15 protein-coding genes and 1 pseudogene are annotated in these 21,880 nt (G+C 72.5%); 9 read left to right on the top strand and 7 right to left on the bottom strand.

Going from position 1 to position 21,880, the window contains the following annotated elements:
• Window positions 1-6: 6 nt before the first annotated feature.
• The 4 genes and pseudogenes from ABGB17_RS34065 to ABGB17_RS34050 form a co-directional block, all read right to left on the bottom strand.
• Entirely contained in the window at window positions 7-1,977 is a 1,971-nt protein-coding gene (locus ABGB17_RS34065) for a thioredoxin domain-containing protein (RefSeq protein WP_347637558.1), read from the bottom strand.
• A 275-nt stretch (window positions 1,978-2,252) separates the two neighbouring features.
• Window positions 2,253-2,687 carry a deaminase gene (locus tag ABGB17_RS34060; protein WP_347637598.1) on the bottom strand — a complete coding sequence of 145 codons (435 nt, stop codon included), beginning with the start codon at window positions 2,685-2,687 and terminating at the stop codon, window positions 2,253-2,255.
• Between the two features lie 63 nt (window positions 2,688-2,750).
• Window positions 2,751-3,419 (bottom strand): annotated as a pseudogene (locus tag ABGB17_RS34055) (RibD family protein); the annotation flags it as partial.
• 848 nt (window positions 3,420-4,267) lie between these two features.
• Window positions 4,268-8,809 carry a cation-translocating P-type ATPase gene (locus ABGB17_RS34050; protein ID WP_347637556.1) on the bottom strand — a complete coding sequence of 1,514 codons (4,542 nt, stop codon included), beginning with the start codon at window positions 8,807-8,809 and terminating at the stop codon, window positions 4,268-4,270.
• Between the two features lie 135 nt (window positions 8,810-8,944).
• Here ABGB17_RS34050 and ABGB17_RS34045 point away from each other — a divergent pair, with 135 nt between their 5' ends.
• Both ABGB17_RS34045 and ABGB17_RS34040 read left to right on the top strand, forming a co-directional pair.
• Entirely contained in the window at window positions 8,945-9,325 is a 381-nt protein-coding gene (locus tag ABGB17_RS34045; protein ID WP_347637554.1) for a hypothetical protein, read from the top strand.
• Between the two features lie 431 nt (window positions 9,326-9,756).
• Window positions 9,757-10,908: a hypothetical protein gene (locus ABGB17_RS34040; RefSeq protein WP_347637552.1), complete on the top strand. Its 1,152-nt coding sequence runs from the start codon at window positions 9,757-9,759 to the stop codon at window positions 10,906-10,908.
• A 1-nt stretch (window position 10,909) separates the two neighbouring features.
• Here ABGB17_RS34040 and ABGB17_RS34035 read toward each other — a convergent pair whose 3' ends face one another.
• Genes ABGB17_RS34035 through mca form a run of 3 tightly spaced genes read right to left on the bottom strand, consistent with a single transcriptional unit; the run spans window position 10,910 to window position 12,386 of the window.
• Window positions 10,910-11,212 (bottom strand): GNAT family N-acetyltransferase, encoded by a 303-nt coding sequence (locus tag ABGB17_RS34035; protein ID WP_347637550.1) that lies wholly within the window; start codon window positions 11,210-11,212, stop codon window positions 10,910-10,912.
• Between the two features lie 32 nt (window positions 11,213-11,244).
• On the bottom strand, window positions 11,245-11,466 hold the full coding sequence (locus ABGB17_RS34030; protein ID WP_347637548.1) for a hypothetical protein: 222 nt from the start codon (window positions 11,464-11,466) through the stop codon (window positions 11,245-11,247).
• A 35-nt stretch (window positions 11,467-11,501) separates the two neighbouring features.
• Window positions 11,502-12,386, bottom strand: coding sequence for a mycothiol conjugate amidase Mca (gene mca / locus ABGB17_RS34025; protein ID WP_347637546.1), 885 nt, complete (start codon window positions 12,384-12,386; stop codon window positions 11,502-11,504).
• A 130-nt stretch (window positions 12,387-12,516) separates the two neighbouring features.
• On the opposite strand from mca, the gene ABGB17_RS34020 reads away from it, so the two are divergent.
• The 7 genes from ABGB17_RS34020 (at window position 12,517) to ABGB17_RS33990 (ending at window position 21,775) form a co-directional block, all read left to right on the top strand.
• Window positions 12,517-12,954: a DUF4307 domain-containing protein gene (locus ABGB17_RS34020; RefSeq protein WP_347637544.1), complete on the top strand. Its 438-nt coding sequence runs from the start codon at window positions 12,517-12,519 to the stop codon at window positions 12,952-12,954.
• Window positions 12,955-13,043: 89 nt separating this feature from the next.
• Entirely contained in the window at window positions 13,044-13,544 is a 501-nt protein-coding gene (gene greA / locus ABGB17_RS34015; RefSeq protein ID WP_347637542.1) for a transcription elongation factor GreA, read from the top strand.
• A 295-nt stretch (window positions 13,545-13,839) separates the two neighbouring features.
• Window positions 13,840-15,201, top strand: a complete 1,362-nt coding sequence (locus tag ABGB17_RS34010) for a C40 family peptidase (RefSeq protein WP_347637540.1) — start codon at window positions 13,840-13,842, stop codon at window positions 15,199-15,201.
• 1,394 nt (window positions 15,202-16,595) lie between these two features.
• Window positions 16,596-17,117 carry a hypothetical protein gene (locus ABGB17_RS34005; RefSeq protein ID WP_347637538.1) on the top strand — a complete coding sequence of 174 codons (522 nt, stop codon included), beginning with the start codon at window positions 16,596-16,598 and terminating at the stop codon, window positions 17,115-17,117.
• A 384-nt stretch (window positions 17,118-17,501) separates the two neighbouring features.
• Window positions 17,502-19,286 (top strand): phosphoenolpyruvate carboxykinase (GTP), encoded by a 1,785-nt coding sequence (locus ABGB17_RS34000; RefSeq protein ID WP_347637596.1) that lies wholly within the window; start codon window positions 17,502-17,504, stop codon window positions 19,284-19,286.
• Window positions 19,287-19,430: 144 nt separating this feature from the next.
• Window positions 19,431-20,195, top strand: coding sequence for an isoprenyl transferase (locus ABGB17_RS33995; RefSeq protein ID WP_347637536.1), 765 nt, complete (start codon window positions 19,431-19,433; stop codon window positions 20,193-20,195).
• Between the two features lie 251 nt (window positions 20,196-20,446).
• Window positions 20,447-21,775 (top strand): PhoH family protein, encoded by a 1,329-nt coding sequence (locus ABGB17_RS33990; RefSeq protein WP_347637594.1) that lies wholly within the window; start codon window positions 20,447-20,449, stop codon window positions 21,773-21,775.
• Window positions 21,776-21,880: the final 105 nt, after the last annotated feature.

The raw sequence follows: 21,880 nt of genomic DNA, 5'->3' as shown, positions 1-21,880 counted from the left end.
GAGGGCTCAGCGCATCGTGGCGCTGCCCAGAAGCTCCTTGGTGAGGTCGGCCGGGGTCGTGACCGGCAGGCGGCAGGCGAAGTTCCGGCAGACGTACGCCGCGGGCTCGCCGCCGACCAGGCCGCGGCCGCGCATCAGCGGCACGTCGCCGTCGCCGAGGGCGATCACCAGCCCCGGCACGCCGGACATCAGCGCCGCACGGTGCAGGGCCGCGGTGCGGGGGTCGTCAGGGGCGCCGGTGATGGCCACCTCCACCGGGCCGGACAGGGCGGCCTCGGTCACCGCGAGCCCCCAGCCGGCGAACCGGGCGTGCCGGGGCGCCAGGGCGGACACCATGCCGAGCGCCTCCTCGGCGGCGGCGCGGTGCCGTGACGAGCCGGTGAGGGCGCTGTACGTCAGCAGGGCTCCGGCGGCGGCGAACCGGCCGGAGGGCGTGGCGCCGTCGGTGGCGTCGCGCGGGCGCTGGAAGAGTCGCTCGCCGTCGTCGGGCGTGTCGTAGAAACCGCCGTCGCCGTCGGCGAACCGGTCGAGCACGGTGCCGAGCAGCGCCTCGGCCCGCTCGAACCACCGCGCCTCGCCGGTGACCCCGTACAGCGTGAGGAACCCCTCGGCGACGTCGGCGTAGTCCTCCAGCACCCCGGCGTTGCGTCCCACGCGGCCGTCCTTGGAGGTGCGCCGCAGGCGGGCACCGTCGATGTGCAGGGTGTCGATCAGCTCGGCGGCGCCGCGGGCCGCGTCGATCAGGTCGGGGCGGCGCAGCAGCGCCCCCGCCTCCGCGAGCGCCGCGACGGCGAGGCCGTTCCACGCGGCCACCACCTTGTCGTCCCTGCCGGGACGCACCCGGGCCGACCGGGCGGCGAACAGCTCCGCCCGCGTGTCGTCCAGCATCCCCTGGTCCTCGGGGTCGGCGCTCAGCTGCAGCACCGACGTGCCGTGCTCGAACGTGCCCGCGTCGGTCACCCCGAACACCGACGCCGCCCACGCGCCCCGCTCAGGGCCGAGCACCTCGCGCAACTGGGTGGGCGTCCAGACGTAGAACCGGCCCTCCTCGCCCTCGCTGTCGGCGTCGAGCGCGGACGCGAAGCCGCCCTCGGGGGTGCGCATCTCGCGCAGCAGCCACCCGGCGGTCTCCAGCACGACCCGGCGGGCCAGGGGCGAGCCGGTGGCGCGCCACCAGTGGGCGTAGACCCGCATCAGCAGCGCGTTGTCGTACAGCATCTTCTCGAAGTGGGGCACCACCCAGTCGGCGTCCACGCTGTACCGGGCGAACCCGCCGCCGAGCTGGTCGTAGATGCCGCCCCGCGCCATCGCCTCCAGCGTGACGGCCGCCATCTCGGTGGCGTCCTCGGTGCCGTGCCGCAGCAGGAACTCCAGCACCATGGACGGCGGGAACTTCGGCGCCCCGCCGAAACCGCCCCTGCGGGGGTCGAACGACGCCGCGAGGTCGCGCACGGCCTGCTCGGTGACCTCGGCGGTCGGCGCCGCGCCGGACGGCAGCGCGGCCTCGTCCAGCGCCGCCACGACCTTGCCGCCCTGGGCCAGCACGCCCTCGCGGTCCTGCGTCCAGGCCTGCGAGACGGCGGACAGCAGGCGCTGGAACTGCTGGCGGGGGAAGTAGGTTCCCGCGTAGAAGGGGTGGCCCTCGGGGGTGGCGAACACCGTCATCGGCCATCCGCCGTGCCCGGTCATGGCCGTGGTGGCGTTCATGTAGACGGCGTCGACGTCCGGCCGTTCCTCACGGTCGACCTTGACGTTGACGAACCCGTCGTTCATCATGCGTGCCGTCGCGGGGTCCTCGAAGGACTCGTGCGCCATCACGTGGCACCAGTGGCACGCCGAATAGCCCACCGAGATCAGCAGCGGCACGTCACGCCGCCGCGCCTCCGCGAACGCCTCCGCGCCCCATTCGTGCCAGTCGACGGGGTTGCCCGCGTGCTGGAGCAGGTAAGGACTCGTCGCGTCCCGCAGCCTGTTCATCGGTCCTCCCGGCGCCGTCGTCCCTCAGACGACTCCATCATGTCCGCTCGCGCGAAGCGGAACCGCCGGGGGGCGGACGGGCTCAGCCCGCGGTGACGAGGTAAGCGACCCCGAGCAGGATGACCACAGGAATCAGCCACACCACGACTTCGAGCGCGAACTCCTTGTACATCTCCGGCGAACTCCTCAGCTCATCTGATCGGCGCCACTACCGGCCCCGCTGCATCCTAACCTCCCACCCACCCGCGTCACACCCGCCGCGACGGCGGCGCGGGTCACGCGGGGAACAGGTGGGCGTTGACCGCGCGGACCTCCGGGGCCAGGCCGGGCAGCTCGACGACCGTGCGGCCGGCGTCCCTGAGGGTCTCCGCCCCGACGCAGTCGGTGAAGACACCCGGTTCCCGCCAGGCGAACACCACACGGGGGATCCCCGCGGCGAGGATCAGATCGGTGCAGCCCCGGGGCCGGGAGGCGCGGGTGGTGCAGGGCTCCAGGGAGGTGTAGACGGTCGCGGTCGCGAGGCGCGGGTCCCCCGCGGGGATCTTGGCCAGTGCGGCCTCCTCGGCGTGGTCGAGCGGGTCCGCCTCACGCGAGTGGCCGGTGGCGAGCACCTCGCCGTCCGCGGCCACCACCACGGCGCCGACCGCGAACGCGGTGTCCGAGCGCGGGCACCGCCGCGACAGCTCCACCGCCTCACGCAGCCACGCCATATCGGTCCCGGGCCCGGGGGCGCCGGACGCGTGGGGCGGCAGGTAGCGCAGGAGCACGACGTCGCCGAGTGGCCGCGCCTCGGCCAGCCGCAGGGGGTTGCCGGGGCCGTACGGGAAGGCGCCGGGCCCGAGGAAACGCGGGGCCGCCGGGTCGCCGATCAGGAAGGGCGCGACGACCAGGTGGAGCTCGTCGAACAGCCCCGCGCCGAGGAACATCGTGTGGACGGCGCCGCCGCCCTCGACCATGAGGCGCCGCACCCCGCGCGCGGCGAGGTCGGAGAGCACACCGGCGAGGTCCAGCGGGTCGCCCGCGTCCACGACCGTGGCGACGGCCCCCGCCGTCTCCTTGGCGCGGGCGGCGGCCGGGCTCGTGGCGTACACGAGCTTCTCGGTGTCGCCGAGGGTGAAGAACCGCGCGGACGGGTCCAGCTCCCCGCTCCCGGTCAGCGTGACCTTGAGCGGCGTGGCCGGCAGCCCCCGCCGCACCCGGCCGGCCCGCCTCGCGGCGGACCGGACCAGGAGACGCGGATCGTCGGCCCTGATGGTCCCCGCGCCCACGAGGATCGCGTCACACCCGGCCCGCTCATGGTCCACGCGGTCGAAGTCGGCCTCGTTGGACAGGGCGAGCGGCATGCCGGACGTGTCGTCGATATGACCGTCGATCGACGTCGCGACCGACAACAGAACGAACGGCCGCTCGGCCACCGGCACCTCCAGGACAGGAGACACCATCATGACCCACCGGCCGGCCCCGGACCCCGGCGGGCCGCCACCGGCCGGTCGCAGGGAAGACGTGACCGGCCGACCGGCTCGCGAAGCGCCCGGCTCGACCGGCCGGAAAGGCAAGCCCGGCCGAGCGGCGCGCCGGACCCGGCGCGCCGAGCCGGGTGGGTGGTGTGCCGGACTCGGCGTGCCGGCCCGGCTGGGTGGCGTGCCGGGGTCGGCGTGCCGGCCCGGGTGAACGGCGTGCCAGCCCGGGTGAACGGCGTGCCGGCCCGGTGAATCGGCCCGGGTGGGTGGTGTGCCGGGGTCGGCGTGCCGGCCCCGGTGAACGGTGTGCCGGCCCGGTGTGCCGGCCCGGGTGGGTGGTGTGCCGGGGTCGGCGTGCCGGCCCGGGTGAACGGCATGCCGGAGTCGGCGTGCCGGCCGGGTGAACGGCGTGCCGGCCCGGGTGGGTGGCGTGCCGGCCCGGGTGGGTGGCGTGCCGGGGTCGGCGAGCCGAGCCGGGTGAGCGGGGTGCCGGGCTCGGCGAGCCGAGCCCGGTCAGCCGTGCGGGACCCGGTGAGCCGGGCCGGGTGGCGGGACCCGGGCCGGCCGGTCGGGGTGATGGCCGTCTGGCTGGTGGGACGGACCGGGAACGGTCCGGCCCGTCAGGCGGCCTGAGGAGCCGCCCGGTTCGCCCAGACCTGGACGAGGCGGATGACGAGCGCCTCAACGATCAGGATTGCTGCCTTGGCGAGTACGCCGGCAAGGAAGTCGGACACCAGAAACCTCACAGTTGGGGACTTTCGCCTGCTTTCTACATGATTAAGCAGGTTTCTGGCTACTTGTCACGATCTGGGTGTCTAAATGGTGAACTTTCAGTGACCAGCATCGGCGCCGCCCGCCTCCAGCGAGCTCACCCACCGGCTCACCAGCCCGGCCGCCGCGCCGCTGCCCACCCCGATGGTCCAGCCGACCGGCCCGACGGGGCGGCATCCGAACAGCCGGCTGAGCCCGGGGATCGACACCGCGAAGAACAGCGCCGCCATCGACACCCCGGTGGCCACCAGCACGGTGCGGTCCCGCCCTCCGAGCATGAGCGTCTGGATGAGCTGCGCCGACACCAGCCCGATCAGCCCGACCGTGTCGGCGCGGCCCTCGCTGCCGGTGGCCCGCGCCAGCATCCAGGCGACCGATGCCGCGGCGGCCGTCACCCCGGCCCGCACGTAGATGTCCTGGGTGAGCGCGGCGCCGAGCGACGCCTCCGGGCCCTCGGCCAGCAGCTTCTCCGGGCTGGTGGCCCGCGGAGGACGGACGGCGATCGCCAGCGCGGGCAGCATGTCGGTCAGCAGGTTGACCAGCAGCAACTGGCGGGCGTTCAGGGTGTTGCGGCCGGCGATCAGGTTGGAGCCGACCGTGAAGGCGATCTCGCCGAGGTTGCCGCCGAGCAGGACGCCGAGCGCGTCGCGCACCGAGCTCCACATCGCGCGGCCCTCGACGATGGCGTCCACGATCGTCTCGATGCGGTCGTCGGTCACCACGACGTCCGCGGCGGCCCGCGCGGCGGGGGTGGCCCGCGAGCCGAGCGCGATGCCGACGTCGGCCAGCCGGATGGCGGGCGCGTCGTTGGCGCCGTCCCCGGTGACGGCCACGATGCGGCCGGCCCGCTGCAGGCCGTCCACGATCCTGGCCTTGTGCACGGGCGTGACCCGGGCGAACACCGACACCTCCGGCAGCGCCTCGGCGAGCTCCGCGTCGTCGATCTTGTCGAGCTCGGGGCCGGTCATGATGCGGCCGCCCTCCAGCGCGCCGAGCTCGGCGGCGATGGCCTCGGCCGTGCTGGGGTGGTCGCCGGTGATCATGACGACCCGCACCCCGGCCCTGCGCAGCCTGCGCACGCTGTCCGCGGCGGTGGAGCGCACCGGGTCGGCGAGGCCGAGGAAACCGAGGAAGCACAGGTTCTTGATCCGCGACTCGTCCAGGTCCCTGCGGTCGGACGCGATGCGCTCGGCCACGGCCAGCACCCGGTACCCCTGCTGGGCGAGCCGGTCCACCTCCTTGGCCAGCGACTCGGCGGTCTCCCGGTTCACCGGCAGCACCTGGCCGTCGTTCAGCATGGTGGCGCACCGGTGCAGGACCACCTCCGGCGCGCCTTTGACGCTCAGCACGTGCACCGTGCCGCCGGGCCGCGGCACGCGTGAGGGCCGCCCGGCCATGGACGCGGCGGTCCGCAGCGCCGCCAGTTCCGACGTCTCGCCCACGAACGGCCCCGCTCCCGCGTCACCGGGCGCGGTGACCACGGCGGCGCCGCCCCCAGGGGCCACGCCGAGCACCGCGTGGTAGCCGCGGGTCGGCTCGAACGGCAGCTCGGCGACGCGTTCCCAGCCGCCGAGCCCCTCGGTCCCGCTCACCCCGGCGCGGCGCGCCCCGTCGAGCACGGCCCGGTCGGTGAGGTGCGCGGGCGGCCGGTCCCCCTCGGTGCGTGGCCCGGCGCGCAGGGCCGCGGCGAGGATGCGCCGGAACTCGGGCGTCAGCTCGTCCACCGAGCGCTCCACCCGCCCGTCGGAGATGCGCCCGAGGCTGATGTGCCCCTCGGTGAGGGTGCCGGTCTTGTCGAAGCACAGCACGTCCACCCGGCCGAGTGCCTCGATCGTGGACGGGTTGCGCACCAGCGTCTCGCGGGTGGACAGCCGCCGGGCCGCCGCCAGCTCGGCGAGGGTCGCGATGAACGGCAGCCCCTCGGGCACCGCCGCCACCGCCAGGCTCACCGCGGGTGCGAGCGCGACGCCGGGCGGCACCCGCCGGATCAGGTTGGTGATCATGAGTAGTACGCCCGAGCCGATCGCCACCGGCATGATCTGCCGGCCGAGCGCCCGCAGGCGCAGCTCCACCCCGGTCGGCGGCTTCTCCCGCACCTCGAGGTCCTCCGTGCGGCCCGCCTCGGTGGCCGTGCCGGTGGCGATGACCACCGCGGTGCCGTACCCGGCGGCGATGGTGGTGCCCTCGTAGACCATGGAGTGGCGGTCGGCCACCGCCACCGCGGCGGTGGGCGCGGGTGACTTGGCGACGAGCTGCGACTCCCCGGTGAGCGCGGACTCGTCCACCTCCAGGCCGCGTGCCTTGATCACGCGGCAGTCCGCGGGCACGGCGTCGCCGGACCGCAGCTCGATGATGTCGCCGCGCACGAGCTGGTCGGCCACGCCCGCGGACGTCCCGTCGGGGCGCCGCAGCCGCACCGGCACGGCGGTGGCGTCGGACAGCCGGGTGAGCGCCCGGTCGGCCCCGGTGCGCTGCGCCCCGCCGATGAGGCCGTTCACGCCGATCACCGCGGTGATCAGCATGGCGTCCAGCGCCGACCCCACGGCCGCCGAGATGCCCGCCGCCACGCCGAGCACCGGCGTGAGCGGGTTGGCGAGCTCCTCGGCGGTGGCGCGCAGCAGCGACGGCGGCTTGACCTCCTTGCCCCTCTCGGGAAGCTTCCTGCGTTGCTCCGCCTCGGCCGCGGTGAGCCCGGCCGCCGAGGAGGCGACCCGGTTGAGGACGTCCGTCACCGGCAGGGCGTGCCAGGGCGTACGGTCGGCACGCGGCGGCAGCGCCACCTTGCCGAGGTCGCGCCCGCCCCACACGCCGGTGCCCAGTGCGACCAGCGAGGTGCAGTCGGCGGCGAGCTGCACCCGGCGCAGGGACCGCAACCCCGTCCCGACCAGGGCGAGCATGCTTCCGGCCGCGGCGCCGGCCGCGGTCACCCGCACGCTGCGCCTGCTGGTGGTCCTCGCGAGGGGAAGCGATCTCAGCAGCAGGTGCGCGGCCTCCGCCCCGCACAGCACGTCGGCGTCCCAGGCCGGGCGGGCGGCGCTGGAGAACAGCCCGATGCCGAAGTCGGCCTCGGCCAGGCCGCGCCGGGTGCGCCGCGCCACCATCGCGACGATGTGTCCCTGCGCCTGGAGGCTCCGCACCAGGGTGGCGGGGCGGGCGGCCCCCGGCGGCGGCGCCTCCACGCCGAGCCGCCAGGGCAGGCTGGGGCCGCCGCCGACCATCACCACCCGGCAGGTCTCGTTCGCCGTGCGCACCAGGGTCTCGGCGTAGGGGTGCACCTCGGGCACCATGCCGGCGAGGGCGACCTCCTCGCCGTCGCGGGTGACCGAGAGGGCGCGCACGCCGAGGCCGCGCCAGTGCGCCGCCGGCTCGGGGGGGTCGGCGAGGGGCGTGCTCGCCCAGCCGTCCTGGGCGCGCGGCGTGGTCGCGTCGGTGCCCTCCAGCAGCGTGTAGACGCGGGCGTGCAGCTCCTCGTGGTCGTCCACGAGGGGGATCACCTCGTGGACGGTCCAGGTGCCCGTGGTGAGGGCCTCGGCGTCGAAGACGACGGTGTCGATGCGGTCCATCAGGCGCAGCGACTCGCGGTCGAGGATCAGCGCGCCGCGGTGGGCGGCGGCGCGGCCCGCGGCGCTGGTGAACGCGTCGCGGCCGAGGCGCGCCGCCTTCGGGGTGCCGGCGACGAGCATCGCGAGGGCGCGCCGCGGCCCCGACAGCGCGGTGGTGACGCCGTACGACGCCAGCGCGCCGGCGCTGATCGTGTCCGCGTAGCGCTCCACCGGCCCGTACGGCAGCGGCACGGGCCGGGGCGGGACGTGGCGCCGGATGTAGCGGTAGGCGCCCTTCCTGCGGGCGAACTCGACCTCCTGCGCCCGCCAGGCGTGGCGGGCGGCCTGGGCCTCGGCGACGTGGCCGAGCGCCGCGAGGGAGTCGATGAGCAGACCGAAGGGGCGCAGCGCGAGCGTCTGCGCGGTGAACCGCGTGGAGGCGAAGACGACGTTGGACGCCGGGCGCCCGATCCGCTTCTCCAGCTCGTGGCGGACGCGCGGCGTGGCCTCCACGAGCTGGAGCAGCGCGGGCAGCGCGGCGGGCGCCCGGGTCACCTGCGTGACCTGGCCGATCACGGCCACACCGGCGCCGAACATTCCCGCGCCGAGCTCGACGAGCGCGCGGGCCTGGTGCTCGACGGCGTGCCGCGCCGTGCGCCCGGTGTGACGCCGGCGCCCGGTCGTGGCCCCCTCGGCCGCCTCCTCCTGCTCCTCGTCCTCCTCGAACCCGTCCTCGCCGGCCTTCTCGGAGGTGTCGAGCGTGGCGAGGACCGCGAGGAGCTCGTCCATCGGGACGGTGTCCGGCTCGCCGCCGATGTAGACGAAGCGCAGCGCGCCGTTCACCTCGGCCCGCGTCACGCCGGGAAGGGCGCACAGCCGCTCCTCGAGGGCACGCGCGGCGGACGCGCTCCCCGGGCGGCCGATGTGGTGGAGCTCCACCCGCAGCCCGCCCGCGCACGGGTGCACCAGCCGTGTGCGGGGGAGGATCCCGCGCACGGCTTCGGGAAGCAGGGAGATCAGCGCGGCCGCCGGGCCCCTGAGTTCACGGAACAGGAACACCACGCCTCCAGGGACGGATCACGATCTCGGCACGGTCAAGCCCGCGGGTGGCGGCTTGATCGTTCGATCATAGGTCTGCCCAGGTCAGAGGCGATTCAAGGTCTTCCTGGGTCCCTCTCCTATTTAGGTGCGGAAGTGGATCTCGCCGTTGTCGTGTTCGATGTGCCGGATGTCCCGGCGGCGCCGCTCGTCCCGCTCGACCTGCCCGCGGTCGTGCGCGACGTGCCGCCGGCGGCGCGGGAGCGGGTCGTGCCGGACGTCCCGGTGGTACGCGACGTGCGCGCCGACGTGGTGCCGGTGCGGGTGGTGCGCGACGGGGTCCTGGTCGTGCGCCCGGTCGTGCCGGTCGTGCGGGACGCGGCCGTCTCCGTCCGGGCCGACGGGCGGGCGGCTTCCTCCATGCCCTCGCCCTCGCGGCGGCGGGCACGCTGGGCGACCATGGTGCCCACCCCGATGGCGGCGGCCACCGGCCACTCCACCAGGCCGAACACCGCGAGCGCGCCGAGCGCCCCGTAGTACAGCATGCGCTCGGGCGGCGGAAGGAAGGTGCGTGCGGTCTCCACCGCGCGGGCCGTCTCCTGCCGGCTGCCCTCCGCCATCTGCCGCATCTTCATCTGCGGCATGCGCGGCATCCGCGGCATGTGGGGACGGTGGAGATGGAGACTGACGACTGGCGTGTCCAGGGCGAGCAGATCCCCATTGGGACTGGATCGCTCCTGGTTCCTCTGCCGGCTCGTGCGCGACGTCTCTGTCACCGTCATGGTCCCTCCTCGGTGCGGAATTCTTCTTCTTTCCCACCTTTCCCCAGGTCAGCGGCTATCTATAGCGCTCACCGCCTAGTCATGACATGACGGTGTCGCAGATATGCGGGATGTTCGACGGGAAATGTCGGCGGGAGCGGCGGTCGCGCTGTCCCCAGCGGGCGGCGGGGCGTAGTCTCACACAGCGTGAGCGTTGATCTGGAGTTCGTCAGCGAGCACGCGGGCCGTCCCGCGGCCGCGCTGACCCGGCGCGACGTCGCCCGCGCGCTCCTCGCCGTGCCGAGCGGCCAGGCCCTGGTGTCCCTGCCCGACCTGCGCCGTGAGATGGGCGCCGCGGGCAACCCCCTTTCGGTGCCGTTCTGGAACTCGGCCAAGGCCGCGCTCACCGGCATCGAGTCCGGAGCGGCCACCGTCGGGGACGTCCAGCGCTGGCTGGAGGCCACCGGCACCGAGCCCATCCTCATCACCCGCGGCCACTTCGTCTGGCCCGACGAGGGGGAACGCGGCCCGGCGGCGTCCGAGCTGTACGACATGCTCGTCACGCACCTGGAGGAGCACGTCGCGCGCGGCGACATCGACCCCGACCGGCTGGCACTCGGCGACCACGAGGCGCGGCGGGTGTACGAGGAGGTGCAGGACCGCTGGCTGCGCACCACGCTGCCGGACGGCCGCGTGCCGGGCGCCGTCGTGGACGAGGAGCTCAACGAAGGGCTGTTCGCCGCCTGGGACGAGGAGGAGGCCTTCGCGCTCAGCGAGCTGAACCGCGTGCTGGCCGACCTGCCCGAGCCCGAGCTGCCCGCCGCCGAGCTGGAGGCCGCGGCGCGCCGGCTGCGGGCGCTGCTCGCCGAGCCCGGCTACCCCGCCTCGGTGCTGCGGGCGTGCGCGGGCTTCGACGACGGCGTTCTGCCCGAGAGCGACGCCGAGCTGTGGCTCATGGTCGCGGCGGGCATCGCGTCCCCCGTCGCCGACCTGGAGGAGGAAGACGAGGACGACCACCGCTTCTGGGACCTGGAGAGCGAGCTCAGCCCCGAGGACTCCGCGCTGGCGGCCCTGTGCACCATCCACCACGCCGACTGGCTCGCCGCCGTGGTGGAGCTGGCCAGGCGCGGCCCCGGGGTGCTCGCCTCGCCCGAGCGCATCGCCCGGTTCGTCGCCGAGTCCGAGGACATCGACATCGACATGGACGAGCCCGAGGACCTGGAGATGACCGAGTCGCTGTTCGCGGCCGTCACGCCCCTGTGGGAGCGGCTCGGCATCGTGGACGAGCGCGCCGTGCTCACCCAGCTCGGCTGGTGGGGCCTGCCGAAGGCCCTGGAGCGGGCCTGGTCGGCCCGCTGACTCACGCGTCCCCGGACTCCTCGGCCATCATGTCGCGGTACTCGGGGTGGCGCTCGACGTACTTCCCCACGAAGGGACAGACCGGCACGACCTTCACCCCCGCGTCGCGGGCGGCGTCCAGCGCGGCGCCGATGAGCCTGCCGCCGAGACCCTTGCCGCCGAACTCCTCGGCGATCTCGGTGTGGGTGAACACGAGCTGCCCCGGGCGGCGGCGATATTTGACGAAACCGGCGAGCCGCCCCTCGACGGTGATCTCGAAGCGGTGGGCGTCCTTGTTCTCCGCGACCTCGACCGCGTGCTCCATGGGAATTTCCTCTCGTGGGCCCGCGGCCGTGCTCAGCGGGGCCCGTCCGGTCGCGTCTCGGGTCCGGCCCGCTCCGGCTCGTTCTCGCGGGGGACCTCGATCTTCGACATCTGCTTGTTCATCGACTTGATGAGGAAGTACAGGGCGACACCGATCGCGGCGACCACGATGAAGCCGAGCAGGCCCGGGCCGTAGGGGGCGGCGGGCGCGGCCGCCGCCGCCAGGGCGGCCGCGTGTGCGGCGTGAACAGTCACACGGCCAGTCTGCCACCGCGGGGCCGCGCCTCCGCTCAGGGGTGGGCGCGCGTGCGGTCGCAGGCGTGGATGCCGGTGAACAGGTCGTCCTCCGGTGTCTCGGTGTCCACCAGGGAACGTGCCAGGTGGTAGTCCTCGGTGGGCCAGATCTCCTGCTGCAGTTCACGGGGGCAGACGAACCAGAAACCGTCCGGGTCCACCTGCGTGGCGTGCGCCAGCAACGCCTGGTCGCGCACCTCGAAGTACTCGCCGCACGGCACCCGCGTGGTCACGTCCCACTTCTGCGGGCGGTCCTCCCACCGGGCGATCCAGTCGGCGTACGGCGAACCTATCTCGCGGTCCGTCATGGCCTGGTGGAGCGCCTCGAAACGCTCCTTGGTGAAGCCCATGTGGTAGTAGAGCTTCAGCGGCTGCCACGGCTCGCCGAGGCCGGGGTAGCGGTCGGGGTCCCCCGCCGCCTCGAACGCCTCCACCGACACCTTGTTGGTCATGATGTGGTCGGGGTGCGGGTAGCCGCCGTCGTCGTCGTAGGTGAGAATCACGTGCGGCCGGAACTCGCGCACCGCCGCCACCAGCGGGGCCGACGCCACCTCCAGCGGCTGCAGCGCGAAGCAGCCATCGGGCAGCGGCTCGTTCTCGTCCTCGGGCAGGCCCGAGTCCACGAAGCCGAGGAAGGTCTGCTGGACCCCGAGGATCTGGCGGGCCTTCTCCATCTCCTGCTTGCGGACCTCGGAGATGTTGGCCACGATGTCGGGCCGGTCCATCTTGGGGTTCAGCACCGAGCCACGTTCACCGCCGGTGAGGGTGCAGACCAGCACGTCGACGCCTTCGGCCACGTACCGGGCCATCGTGGCGGCGCCCTTGCTCGACTCGTCATCGGGGTGCGCGTGTACTGCCATCAGCCTCAGCGGTGCACTCACGGCTGGTATCTCCTCAGGTATCCCGGGTGCGGACCCGGGCCGGGTTCGCTCAGGGGTGAAGCGGGGGCCGCCGCCCCCGCGGGGGACAATTGTGTCGTGCAACGACGAGCGACCGCTTGGAGATTCCACCATGACCGATAGTGGCGCGGGCGCCCGTGTCGACCAGCCGGTTCTCGGCCCGGTGCCCGATCCTACGCAGCGCGAGGGGCGGCTCGGGCGATCGACGCGGTACGCGGTGCTCGCGGTCGTGGGTGTCCTCGTGGCGCTCGCCATGGCCGGCTGGGGCTACGTCATGATGTCCGCGCGGGGCAACCCCGAGGCTCTCAGCCAGGTGATCACGTTTCAGGTGGGCGGCCCGGACTCGGTCACGATAACCTTCCAGGTGAGCAAGCCGGAGGACCGTGCGGCGGTGTGCAGACTGCGCGCGATGGACACCCGGCAGGCCGAAGTGGGCGCCCGCGACGTCACGGTGCCCGCGGGATCCTCCGCCGTCCAGCTCACGGAACGGCTGCGGACGAGCGCGCCCGCCGCATCGGGCCACGTGCAGTACTGCTATCTCGTACAATAAGACTTTTGGGAAAGCGTTCGAACGGGTTAATTTGTTAGTCTCCCGGAATTCGGACGCTCGCAACTCTCACGAGTACGCAAGGAGAACCCGTGGTCGACTCCCGCGACGAGAACGTCACCTGGCTGACGCAGGAGGCGTACGACCGCTTGAAGGCGGAATTCGAGTATCTCTCGGGGCCCGGGCGCGTCGACATCGCCAAGAAGATCGAAGCCGCCCGCGAGGAGGGCGACCTCAAGGAGAACGGCGGTTACCACGCCGCCAAGGAGGAGCAGGGCAAGATGGAGGGCCGCATCCTCCAGCTCCGCCACCTCCTTGAGCAGGCGCGCGTGGGCGAGGCCCCGCGCACCGAGGGCGTGGTGGGGCCGGGCATGACGGTCACCATCCGCTTCGACGGCGACGACGACGAGGTCACCTTCCTGCTGGCCTCCCGCGAGGAGAGCGGCGCGCCGATCGACGTCTACTCGCCGCGGTCCCCCCTCGGCGCCGCGATCAACGGCAAGAAGATCGGCGAGCGCGCCACGTACACGCTCCCCAACGGCCGGCAGAACACCGTCGAGATCCTCGAAGCGGTGCCGTACATCGGCGGCTGAGCCATGTGCGGGGGCTGACGCGACCGCCACACGACTGTGACCCCGATCCGCCGGAGCCCGGCTCCGGCGGATCGCGGCTGTTCTGGGGGAATCCCGGACATCCGCCGTGAACTTCGGTGACAATCGGCACCAAAGGGGAGCGCTGACGGGTGGACGGGACCGCGCGGCGTACGGCACCCTCGACTGTGGCCCGCAGAGGCCTACGAGAACGCAGAGACGGGGCTTCCCCGGGGCGCCGCGGCTTTCCGAGGGTCCGTGGACAGGACGACGGCCCGGCCGGAGCGGGCCGGGGTCCGTGAACGACGGTGACAAGGGCACCGTGGAAGGGGTGGACGTGCTCGATCGGCGACCGCGTGGCTCTACCGTCGTCCGAGAGGGCCTGTCCAGGGGCCTCGCCGGTGTGCCCGCCCGGCTGGCAGGGGTGTTGTCGGAGGCGCGCAGGGACCTCGCCTTCCGCCCGGCGCCGCGCCGTGCCCCCTACCGCCGCCCGCCGTCCCCTCTGCTGCTGCGCCGGGTCGTGCCGGCCGTCGCGGTGGCGCTGGTCGCGGTGGTGTCCGCCGACCTCATGGTGCTCGGTGACCTTGAGTCCCAGCGCCCCACCACCCCGCGCCGCACCATCGTCAAGCCCGGCACCGGGTACGTCGCCGCCACCGGCGCGCTGCCGCCGTCCGCCGCGCCGGCACCGGTCGCGCCGCTGACCACGCCGCGCAAGCCGCACCTGTTCGTGGTGGCCCCCCGCGAGCTGTCCGCCGCGGCCGTCCGCGCGGTGCGTTCCCGCGTCGGCGTGCGCGCCGTCGAGATCGTCGGAGCCGCCGACGTCATGATGGGCGGCAAACGCGTCCAGACCATGGGCGTCGACCCCTCGACCTTCCGCGCCTACACCCCGAAGTCCACCGCCCGCTCCGACGCCCTGTGGACCGGTGTGGCCGCCGGTGAGGTCGCGGTGTCCTTCACCCTCGGCAACGACGGCGGCGTCCCTCTGGGCTCCACGCTGGACGCCGGCAGCCGCAAACTCCGCGTGGGCGCCTACGCCACCATGGGCATGGGCCTGATCAACGCCGTGGTCTCCCGCGACACCGCCCGCGCCCTGGGCATGCCGGAACGCAACGCCCTGGTCATCAGCGCCCCCACCGCCGACGCCCCGGCCCTGCGCCAACGCCTCCTGAAAGCTCTCCCCAAAGGCACCCAGATCGCCCTGATCACCCCCACCCTCCCCACTCCCGTCCAGCAACGCCGCACCTGGCCCACCGGCTCCTTCATGACCCCCGACCAGACCCGGGCAGCCCTCACCGCCGCCGCGAGCAAACTGGGCCGCCCCTACGTCTGGGGCGCCGAAGGCCCCGACACCTTCGACTGCTCCGGCCTGGTCCAATGGGCCTTCGCCCAAGCCGGCGTCCGCATGCCCCGAGTCACCCACCAACAATGGGTCACCGGCCCCCAGATCCCCCTGGCCCAAGCCCAGCCAGGCGACCTTCTCTTCTGGCGCAGCGACCCCACCAACCCCGGCTACATCTCCCACGTAGCCATCTACTGGGGCAACGACAAAATGCTCCACGCCCCCCGCACCGGCGACGTAGTGAAAATCTCCCCCCTGAACACCAGAAACCTCGCAGGCGTAGTAAGAGTAAGCCCCTGGGCCGCCACCCAAGCCCGCTAACCCCCACCCCCCACCCCACGCGCGCCTCCGCCGCGCCTCGCCCCCATCCCGCCCCGCGCCGCGCTCCGCCGCCGACGCCGCACCTCGCCGTTGGCGCCGCACCCCGCCGCGCTCCGCCGTCCGCGCCGCGCTCCGCCGTCCGCGCCGCGCTCCGCCGTCCGCGCCGCGCTCCGCCGTCCGCGCCGCGTCCCCGCCGTCCGCGCCGCGTCCCCGCCGTCCGTGCCCGCCCCGCCCGCAGCCGTCTCGATCGGCGCCGACGCGGTGGGACGTGGTACGGCGATCTCGGCGCCTTCGTACGTCGCCCAGTCGGTGGGCGGTGAGGTGGTGCACCGTTCAAAGCGTGGTCCTCCCCTCCAGGCGCCAGGGCGCCTTCCGGCTCGGACTGTGTTTCCCAGGGGGCTCCAGCCGCCCTCACCCCCCGGACCCCCACGGACTACTGACCGGTGGCGGGTACCAAGCAAGAAGAGTCCCGCCGTCCCCGAACGGCGGTGACTGAGTGCCGACACGGCGAGCCCCAGGACAACGACCGGGGCACCGCCATACGGAGGAGCACGACACCACCGCCGTAGTACGGCATTTACGGGGCCAGGACACTCCGTCATGCGGACAGCGATGGTCGCCCGCCGTATCAGGGCGCCGAGTACGCCGTACCACGTCCCGCCGTCGCGGCGCCGGTTGACGGCCAGCCGTGGAAGAGCGGGAGGTCCACCCGCTGCATTCTGCCCCCAGGCGCTCCAGGCGCTCCAGGCGCGACGGAGGAGCGCGATAGCACCGCCGTAGTACGGCATTTACGGGGCCAGGACAGTCCGTCATGCGGACAGCGATGGTCGCCCGCCGTATCAGGGCGCCGAGTACGCCGTACCAGGTCCCGCCGTCGCGGTGCCGGTTGACGGCTACCCGTGGAAGAGCGGGAGGTCCACCCGCCCCAGGCGCTCCTGGCGCGCTGCGACGGTGACGCTCTCGGGGTCTCTGCGGCGGGAAGAGCCGGCCACGCCGTGTACGTGAGGATGACCGCCGAGGCGCTTCTGGCGCGTCGCGGCAGTGACGGCCTGGGGTCTCACTGCGGCGCGAAAGAGGAGCTGGCTCAGGGGCTTCGCCTGGCCGTCGAAGCGCGCCGGACGTCTCGCTGCGGCGCCAAAGAGGAGCTGGCTCACCGCGTACGCGAGGATGGCCGCTCGCCGTGCGAGGGCGTGCGGTTCGCCGTTTCGTATCCCGTCGTCGCGATGCCGGGGGGACGGAACGCCTGTCACCGGCTCACGGACCATGGTTTTCTCTCCCTCCGCTGTCTGCGCTACGCGTGGCCCCCAGGGCCCGCCGGGGTCGGGGCTCAGGTGGCCGATGCCGGTGGTACGCACTGTCTTGTGCAGTACCCATAGCGGTGTAATCATCATTACATGGAAAAGGATGAATCGATCATCACCTCATGGTTCACAGGCAGGCTCCCCGCGGGCTGGTTCACCGAGGCGCCGGAGATCGTTCTTGATCGGGAGGAGGTCGCCGTCATCGGGGTCATTCCTCTGCCGGCGGCGGCGGTAGAGGCGAGTGGTGCTGAGCGGGACGCGTTGGTTGACGGGCATGTGCAGCGGTTCAGGGAGGAGACGCGGGAGCGGCGGATCGAGATCGCTCGGGAGGCTGAGCATCGGTACCGGCGGAAGGTGTCGTGGGGGGTGCGGTGCGGGGGCGAGACAGTGATGTTCACCACGTTGTCGATCCCGGTGATGACGCGGTTGCGGCAGCCGGAGCGGCGGGTGCTGGACACGTTGGTGGCGGCGGGGGTGGCGCGGAGTCGCAGTGACGCGCTTGCTTGGTGTGTGCGGCTGGTGGGGAGCCACACGGATACGTGGCTCGCTGACCTGCGTGATGCTCTTCAGCAGGTCGATCGGGTGCGTTCCGCGGGGCCCGATCTCCCTTCGTGAATTGGTGTAAACCAATTCTTGAACCGGTTTAGACCATTCGAACTGGCCTATACCAATCTCCGCTCGCGACCCGATCACCCGGCACACGGGTGACCGGGTCGTCGGCTTTTATCTCGGTCAAACATGGGTAAACTCCGACGGACCATCGAGGCCTCTGCCTGCGGCTACGCCCTGTGGGCGGGTGGCGGAGCGGGGGCAACGGCGGTGTCGTGAATTCACAGGCGGGAAACAGGGCTGAAATATCGGGCGCAGATCTCCCCTTTTTAAGGGCTCTTGAACCCGCGTTTCATTGACTGGTCTACGCCAATTGGATTCAGGACCGTATGTCGTCAATGATGACTGGCCTGAGAGTAAGGAGTCGGCCCCGTGTCCGTGTCAACCGAGATGACCGCCCCGACCACGCATGCCGGGCTCGTCGCGTGGGTCCGGGAGATCGCCGAGCTGACCCGGCCCGACCGTGTCGAGTGGTGTGACGGGTCCGAGGCGGAGTGGACCCGCCTCACGAACCTGCTGGTCAAGCAGGGGACGTTCACCCGCCTGGCCAAGCGGCCCAACAGTTTCCACGCCGCCTCCGACCCCTCCGACGTCGCCCGCGTGGAGGACCGCACGTTCATCTGCTCCGAGCGACGTGAGGACGCCGCGCCGACCAACAACTGGATCGCGCCCGACGAGATGCGCGCCACGTTCGGCGAGCTGTTCGAGGGCTGCATGCGCGGCCGCACCATGTACGTCGTGCCGTTCTGCATGGGTCCGCTCGGCGGCGACATCTCCCAGCTCGGCGTGGAGATCACCGACTCGCCGTACGTCGTGGTGTCCATGCGGATCATGACGCGCATGGGGGAGAAGGCGCTGCGGCTCATCGAGGAGCGCGGCGACTTCGTCAAGGCCGTGCACTCGGTGGGCATGCCGCTGGCGGCCGGCCAGGAGGACGTGCCCTGGCCGTGCAGCGACACCAAGTACATCAGCCACTTCCCCGAGACCCGGGAGATCTGGTCGTACGGCTCGGGGTACGGCGGCAACGCGCTGCTCGGCAAGAAGTGCTACGCCCTGCGCATCGCCAGCGTGATGGCCAGGGACGAGGGCTGGCTGGCCGAGCACATGCTCATCCTCAAGCTCACCCCGCCGAGCGGCGAGACCCGCTACATCGCGGCGGCGTTCCCTTCGGCGTGCGGCAAGACGAACCTCGCCATGCTCAAGCCCACCATCCCCGGCTGGAAGGTGGAGACCGTCGGCGACGACATCGCCTGGATGCGGTTCGGCGCGGACGGCCGGCTGTACGCGATCAACCCCGAGGCGGGGTTCTTCGGCGTGGCCCCCGGCACCGGCGAGACCACCAACGCCAACGCGATCCGCACCCTGTGGGGCAACAGCATCTTCACCAACGTCGCGCTGACCGACGACGGCGACGTGTGGTGGGAGGGGCTGACCGGCGAGCCGCCCGCGCACCTGACCGACTGGCGGGGCCGTGACTGGACGCCGGACTCGCCCGAGCCCGCCGCCCACCCGAACGCCCGCTTCACCACCCCGGCCGGGCAGTGCCCGACCATCGCGCCCGAGTGGAACGACCCGAAGGGCGTGCCGATCTCGGCGATCCTGTTCGGCGGACGCCGCGCGACGGCCGTACCGCTGGTCACCGAGTCGTTCTCCTGGCGGCACGGCGTGTTCCTCGGCGCGAACGTCGCCTCCGAGAAGACCGCCGCGGCCGAGGGCAAGGTCGGCGAGCTGCGCCGCGACCCGTTCGCCATGCTGCCGTTCTGCGGCTACAACATGGGTGACTACTTCGGCCACTGGCTGGACGTCGGCGCCTCGGCGCGGCCGGGCACGCTGCCGCGGCTGTACTACGTCAACTGGTTCCGCAAGGACGCCTCCGGCCGTTTCCTGTGGCCGGGCTTCGGCGAGAACAGCCGGGTGCTCAAGTGGATCGTCGAGCGCCTGAACGGCCGGGCCGAGGCCGTGGAGACGCCGATCGGGCTGCTGCCGCCCATGGGGGCCCTCGACACCAAGGGGCTGGACATCGCCGAGGAGGACCTGGCGACCCTGCTCACCGTGGACCGGGACGCCTGGCGGCAGGAGGCCGAACTGATTCCCGAGCATTTCGCGACGTTCGGCGACCACCTCCCCGAAGGGCTGTGGGAGGAGTACCACGCCCTGGTGGAGCGGCTGATCTGAGCACGCGGGGCCGGCGCCGGGGGCGCCGGCCGTACGCCTTCTTCCGGGTCCGGGAGCGGAAGGACGGGGCGGGCACACCCCGGGCACGGGATAATTGCGTGGTGTCGACGCCCGGCGACCGAAGGGCGTGAAGGGGAGGCCTCCATGGGCGGCGTGCGCGATCTCGTGTACCGGCTGTACGAGCGCAGGCTTGAGGCCAAGCTGTCCGGGGACCAGATCCCCCGGCACGTCGGCGTCATCGTGGACGGGAACCGCCGCTGGGCGCGGGCCATGGGGCTGCGGGACGTCAGCCACGGCCACCAGAAGGGCGCCGACAAGATCTCCGAGCTGGTGGAGTGGTGCCGCGAGGCGGGCGTCGAGATCGTCACGGTGTGGCTGTTGTCGAGCGACAACCTGAGCCGGCCGAAGGAGGAGCTCGACCCGCTCATGGAGATCATCGAGGACACGGTGCGCGGCCTGGTGACCGGCGGCTGGCATGTGAACCCGATGGGTGCCCTGGACCTTTTGCCCGATCGTACGGCTCGAATCCTTAAAGAGGCGAAAGAAGTAACATCACGGCGGCCTGGGCTGATTGTGAACGTTGCAGTTGGGTATGGAGGAAGGCGTGAGATCGCTGATGCGGTGCGCTCCCTCCTCCAGGAGCACGCCAGCAAGGGCGCGAGCATCGAGGAACTCGTCGAGGTCCTCGACGTCGAGCACATCGCGGAGCATCTCTACACGCGCGGCCTCCCCGACCCGGATCTCCTCATCCGGACCTCGGGAGAGCAGCGACTCTCCGGATTCCTGCTCTGGCAGAGCGCCCACTCCGAGTTCTACTTCTGCGAGGCCTACTGGCCTGACTTCCGCAGGGTCGACTTCTTGCGGGCACTGCGGTCTTACGCCGCGCGGCACCGTCGGTACGGTAACTGAAACACCACGTGAACACCCCTACCTCGCCATGCCCGACCTGTTGGGTAGGGGGAATCCACGACGTACCGTAAGGAGTAGGCAGTTCGACGGCCTACTTCGGGAAAGGGTCCGCCCTTGCGTCGCGCGCGTGCGAGGAGGGCCGGGCACCGGCACCGCCTCGCGCGGGTGGGGGTGGGGCACCGGGCCCGGTCCGTTCATCACCTCATCTGGCAGGGCGCTGCACTTCGGCGCCCGGGGGAGAACGCGTGGCAGTGTCCTCTAGCAACCCGTCCACGACCTCGCGCGATGGCGATCCGGCCAGGCGCACCTACGTTGTGGACACCTCTGTCCTCCTGGCCGACCCGGCGGCGATGAGCCGCTTCGCCGAACACGAGGTAGTACTACCGATCGTCGTCATCACAGAGCTGGAGGCGAAGCGGCACCATCCTGAGCTGGGGTACTTCGCCAGGAAGGCGCTTCGCTTCCTCGACGACCTTCGGGTACGGCACGGCAGGCTGGACGAGCCCATGCCCATCGGCGAGGGGACCATCAGGGTAGAGCTCAACCACAGCGATCCCGCGATCCTGCCGGCCGGATTCCGGCTCGGCGACAACGACACCCGCATCCTCACCGTGGCCCGCTCGCTGGCGGCCGAGGGGAGCGACGTGGTGCTGGTGTCCAAGGACCTGCCGATGCGGGTCAAGGCGGCGTCCATCGGGCTGGCCGCCGAGGAGTACCGCGCCGACCTCGTGGTGGAGTCCGGCTGGACCGGCATGGCCGAGCTCCAGGTGACCACCGAGGACGTGGAGTCCCTGTTCGACGGCGGCACCGTCGAGCTTGAGGAGGCCCGCGAACTCCCCACCCACACAGGGCTGCGGCTGCTGTCCACCCGCGGCTCGGCCCTCGGCCGGGTGCTCCCCGACAAGTCGGTACGCCTGGTGCGCGGCGACCGTGAGGTCTTCGGCCTGCACGGCCGCTCCGCCGAACAGCGCATCGCCCTGGACCTGCTCATGGACCCCGAGGTCGGCATCGTCTCCCTCGGGGGCCGCGCCGGCACCGGCAAGTCCGCGCTGGCCCTCTGCGCGGGCCTGGAAGCCGTCCTGGAACGCCGCCAGCACCGCAAGGTCGTCGTCTTCCGCCCCCTGTACGCCGTGGGCGGCCAGGAGCTCGGCTACCTCCCCGGCTCCGAGAACGAGAAGATGAGCCCCTGGGCCCAAGCCGTCTTCGACACTCTGGGCGCCGTCACGACGCCCGAGGTCATCGAGGAAGTCCTGGACCGCGGCATGCTGGAGGTCCTCCCGCTGACCCACATCCGCGGCCGCTCCCTCCACGACGCCTTCGTCATCGTCGACGAGGCCCAGTCCCTGGAACGTGGGGTACTGCTCACGGTCCTGTCCCGTATCGGCGCCAACTCCCGGGTGGTCCTCACCCACGACATCGCCCAACGCGACAACCTCCGCGTGGGCCGCCACGACGGCGTGGTGGCCGTGGTCGAGAAACTCAAGGGCCACCCGCTCTTCGCCCACATCACCCTGACCAGATCGGAACGCTCCCCGATCGCGGCCCTGGTCACCGAAATGCTGGAAGACCTCACCATCTGACCCCTTGACCGCGCCCGGGCGGCCCTGACCGCCGCCCCCGGTCCTCGCCGGCCGCCCACCGGCCGTGTCCGGCGTCGGCTCGATTCCGGCGTGTGCGGGCCACGG

The organism is Sphaerisporangium sp. B11E5 (genome assembly GCF_039871875.1).
Classification (GTDB): Bacteria; Actinomycetota; Actinomycetes; order Streptosporangiales; family Streptosporangiaceae; genus Sphaerisporangium.
This window is presented reverse-complemented; position numbering and strand designations above follow the sequence as displayed.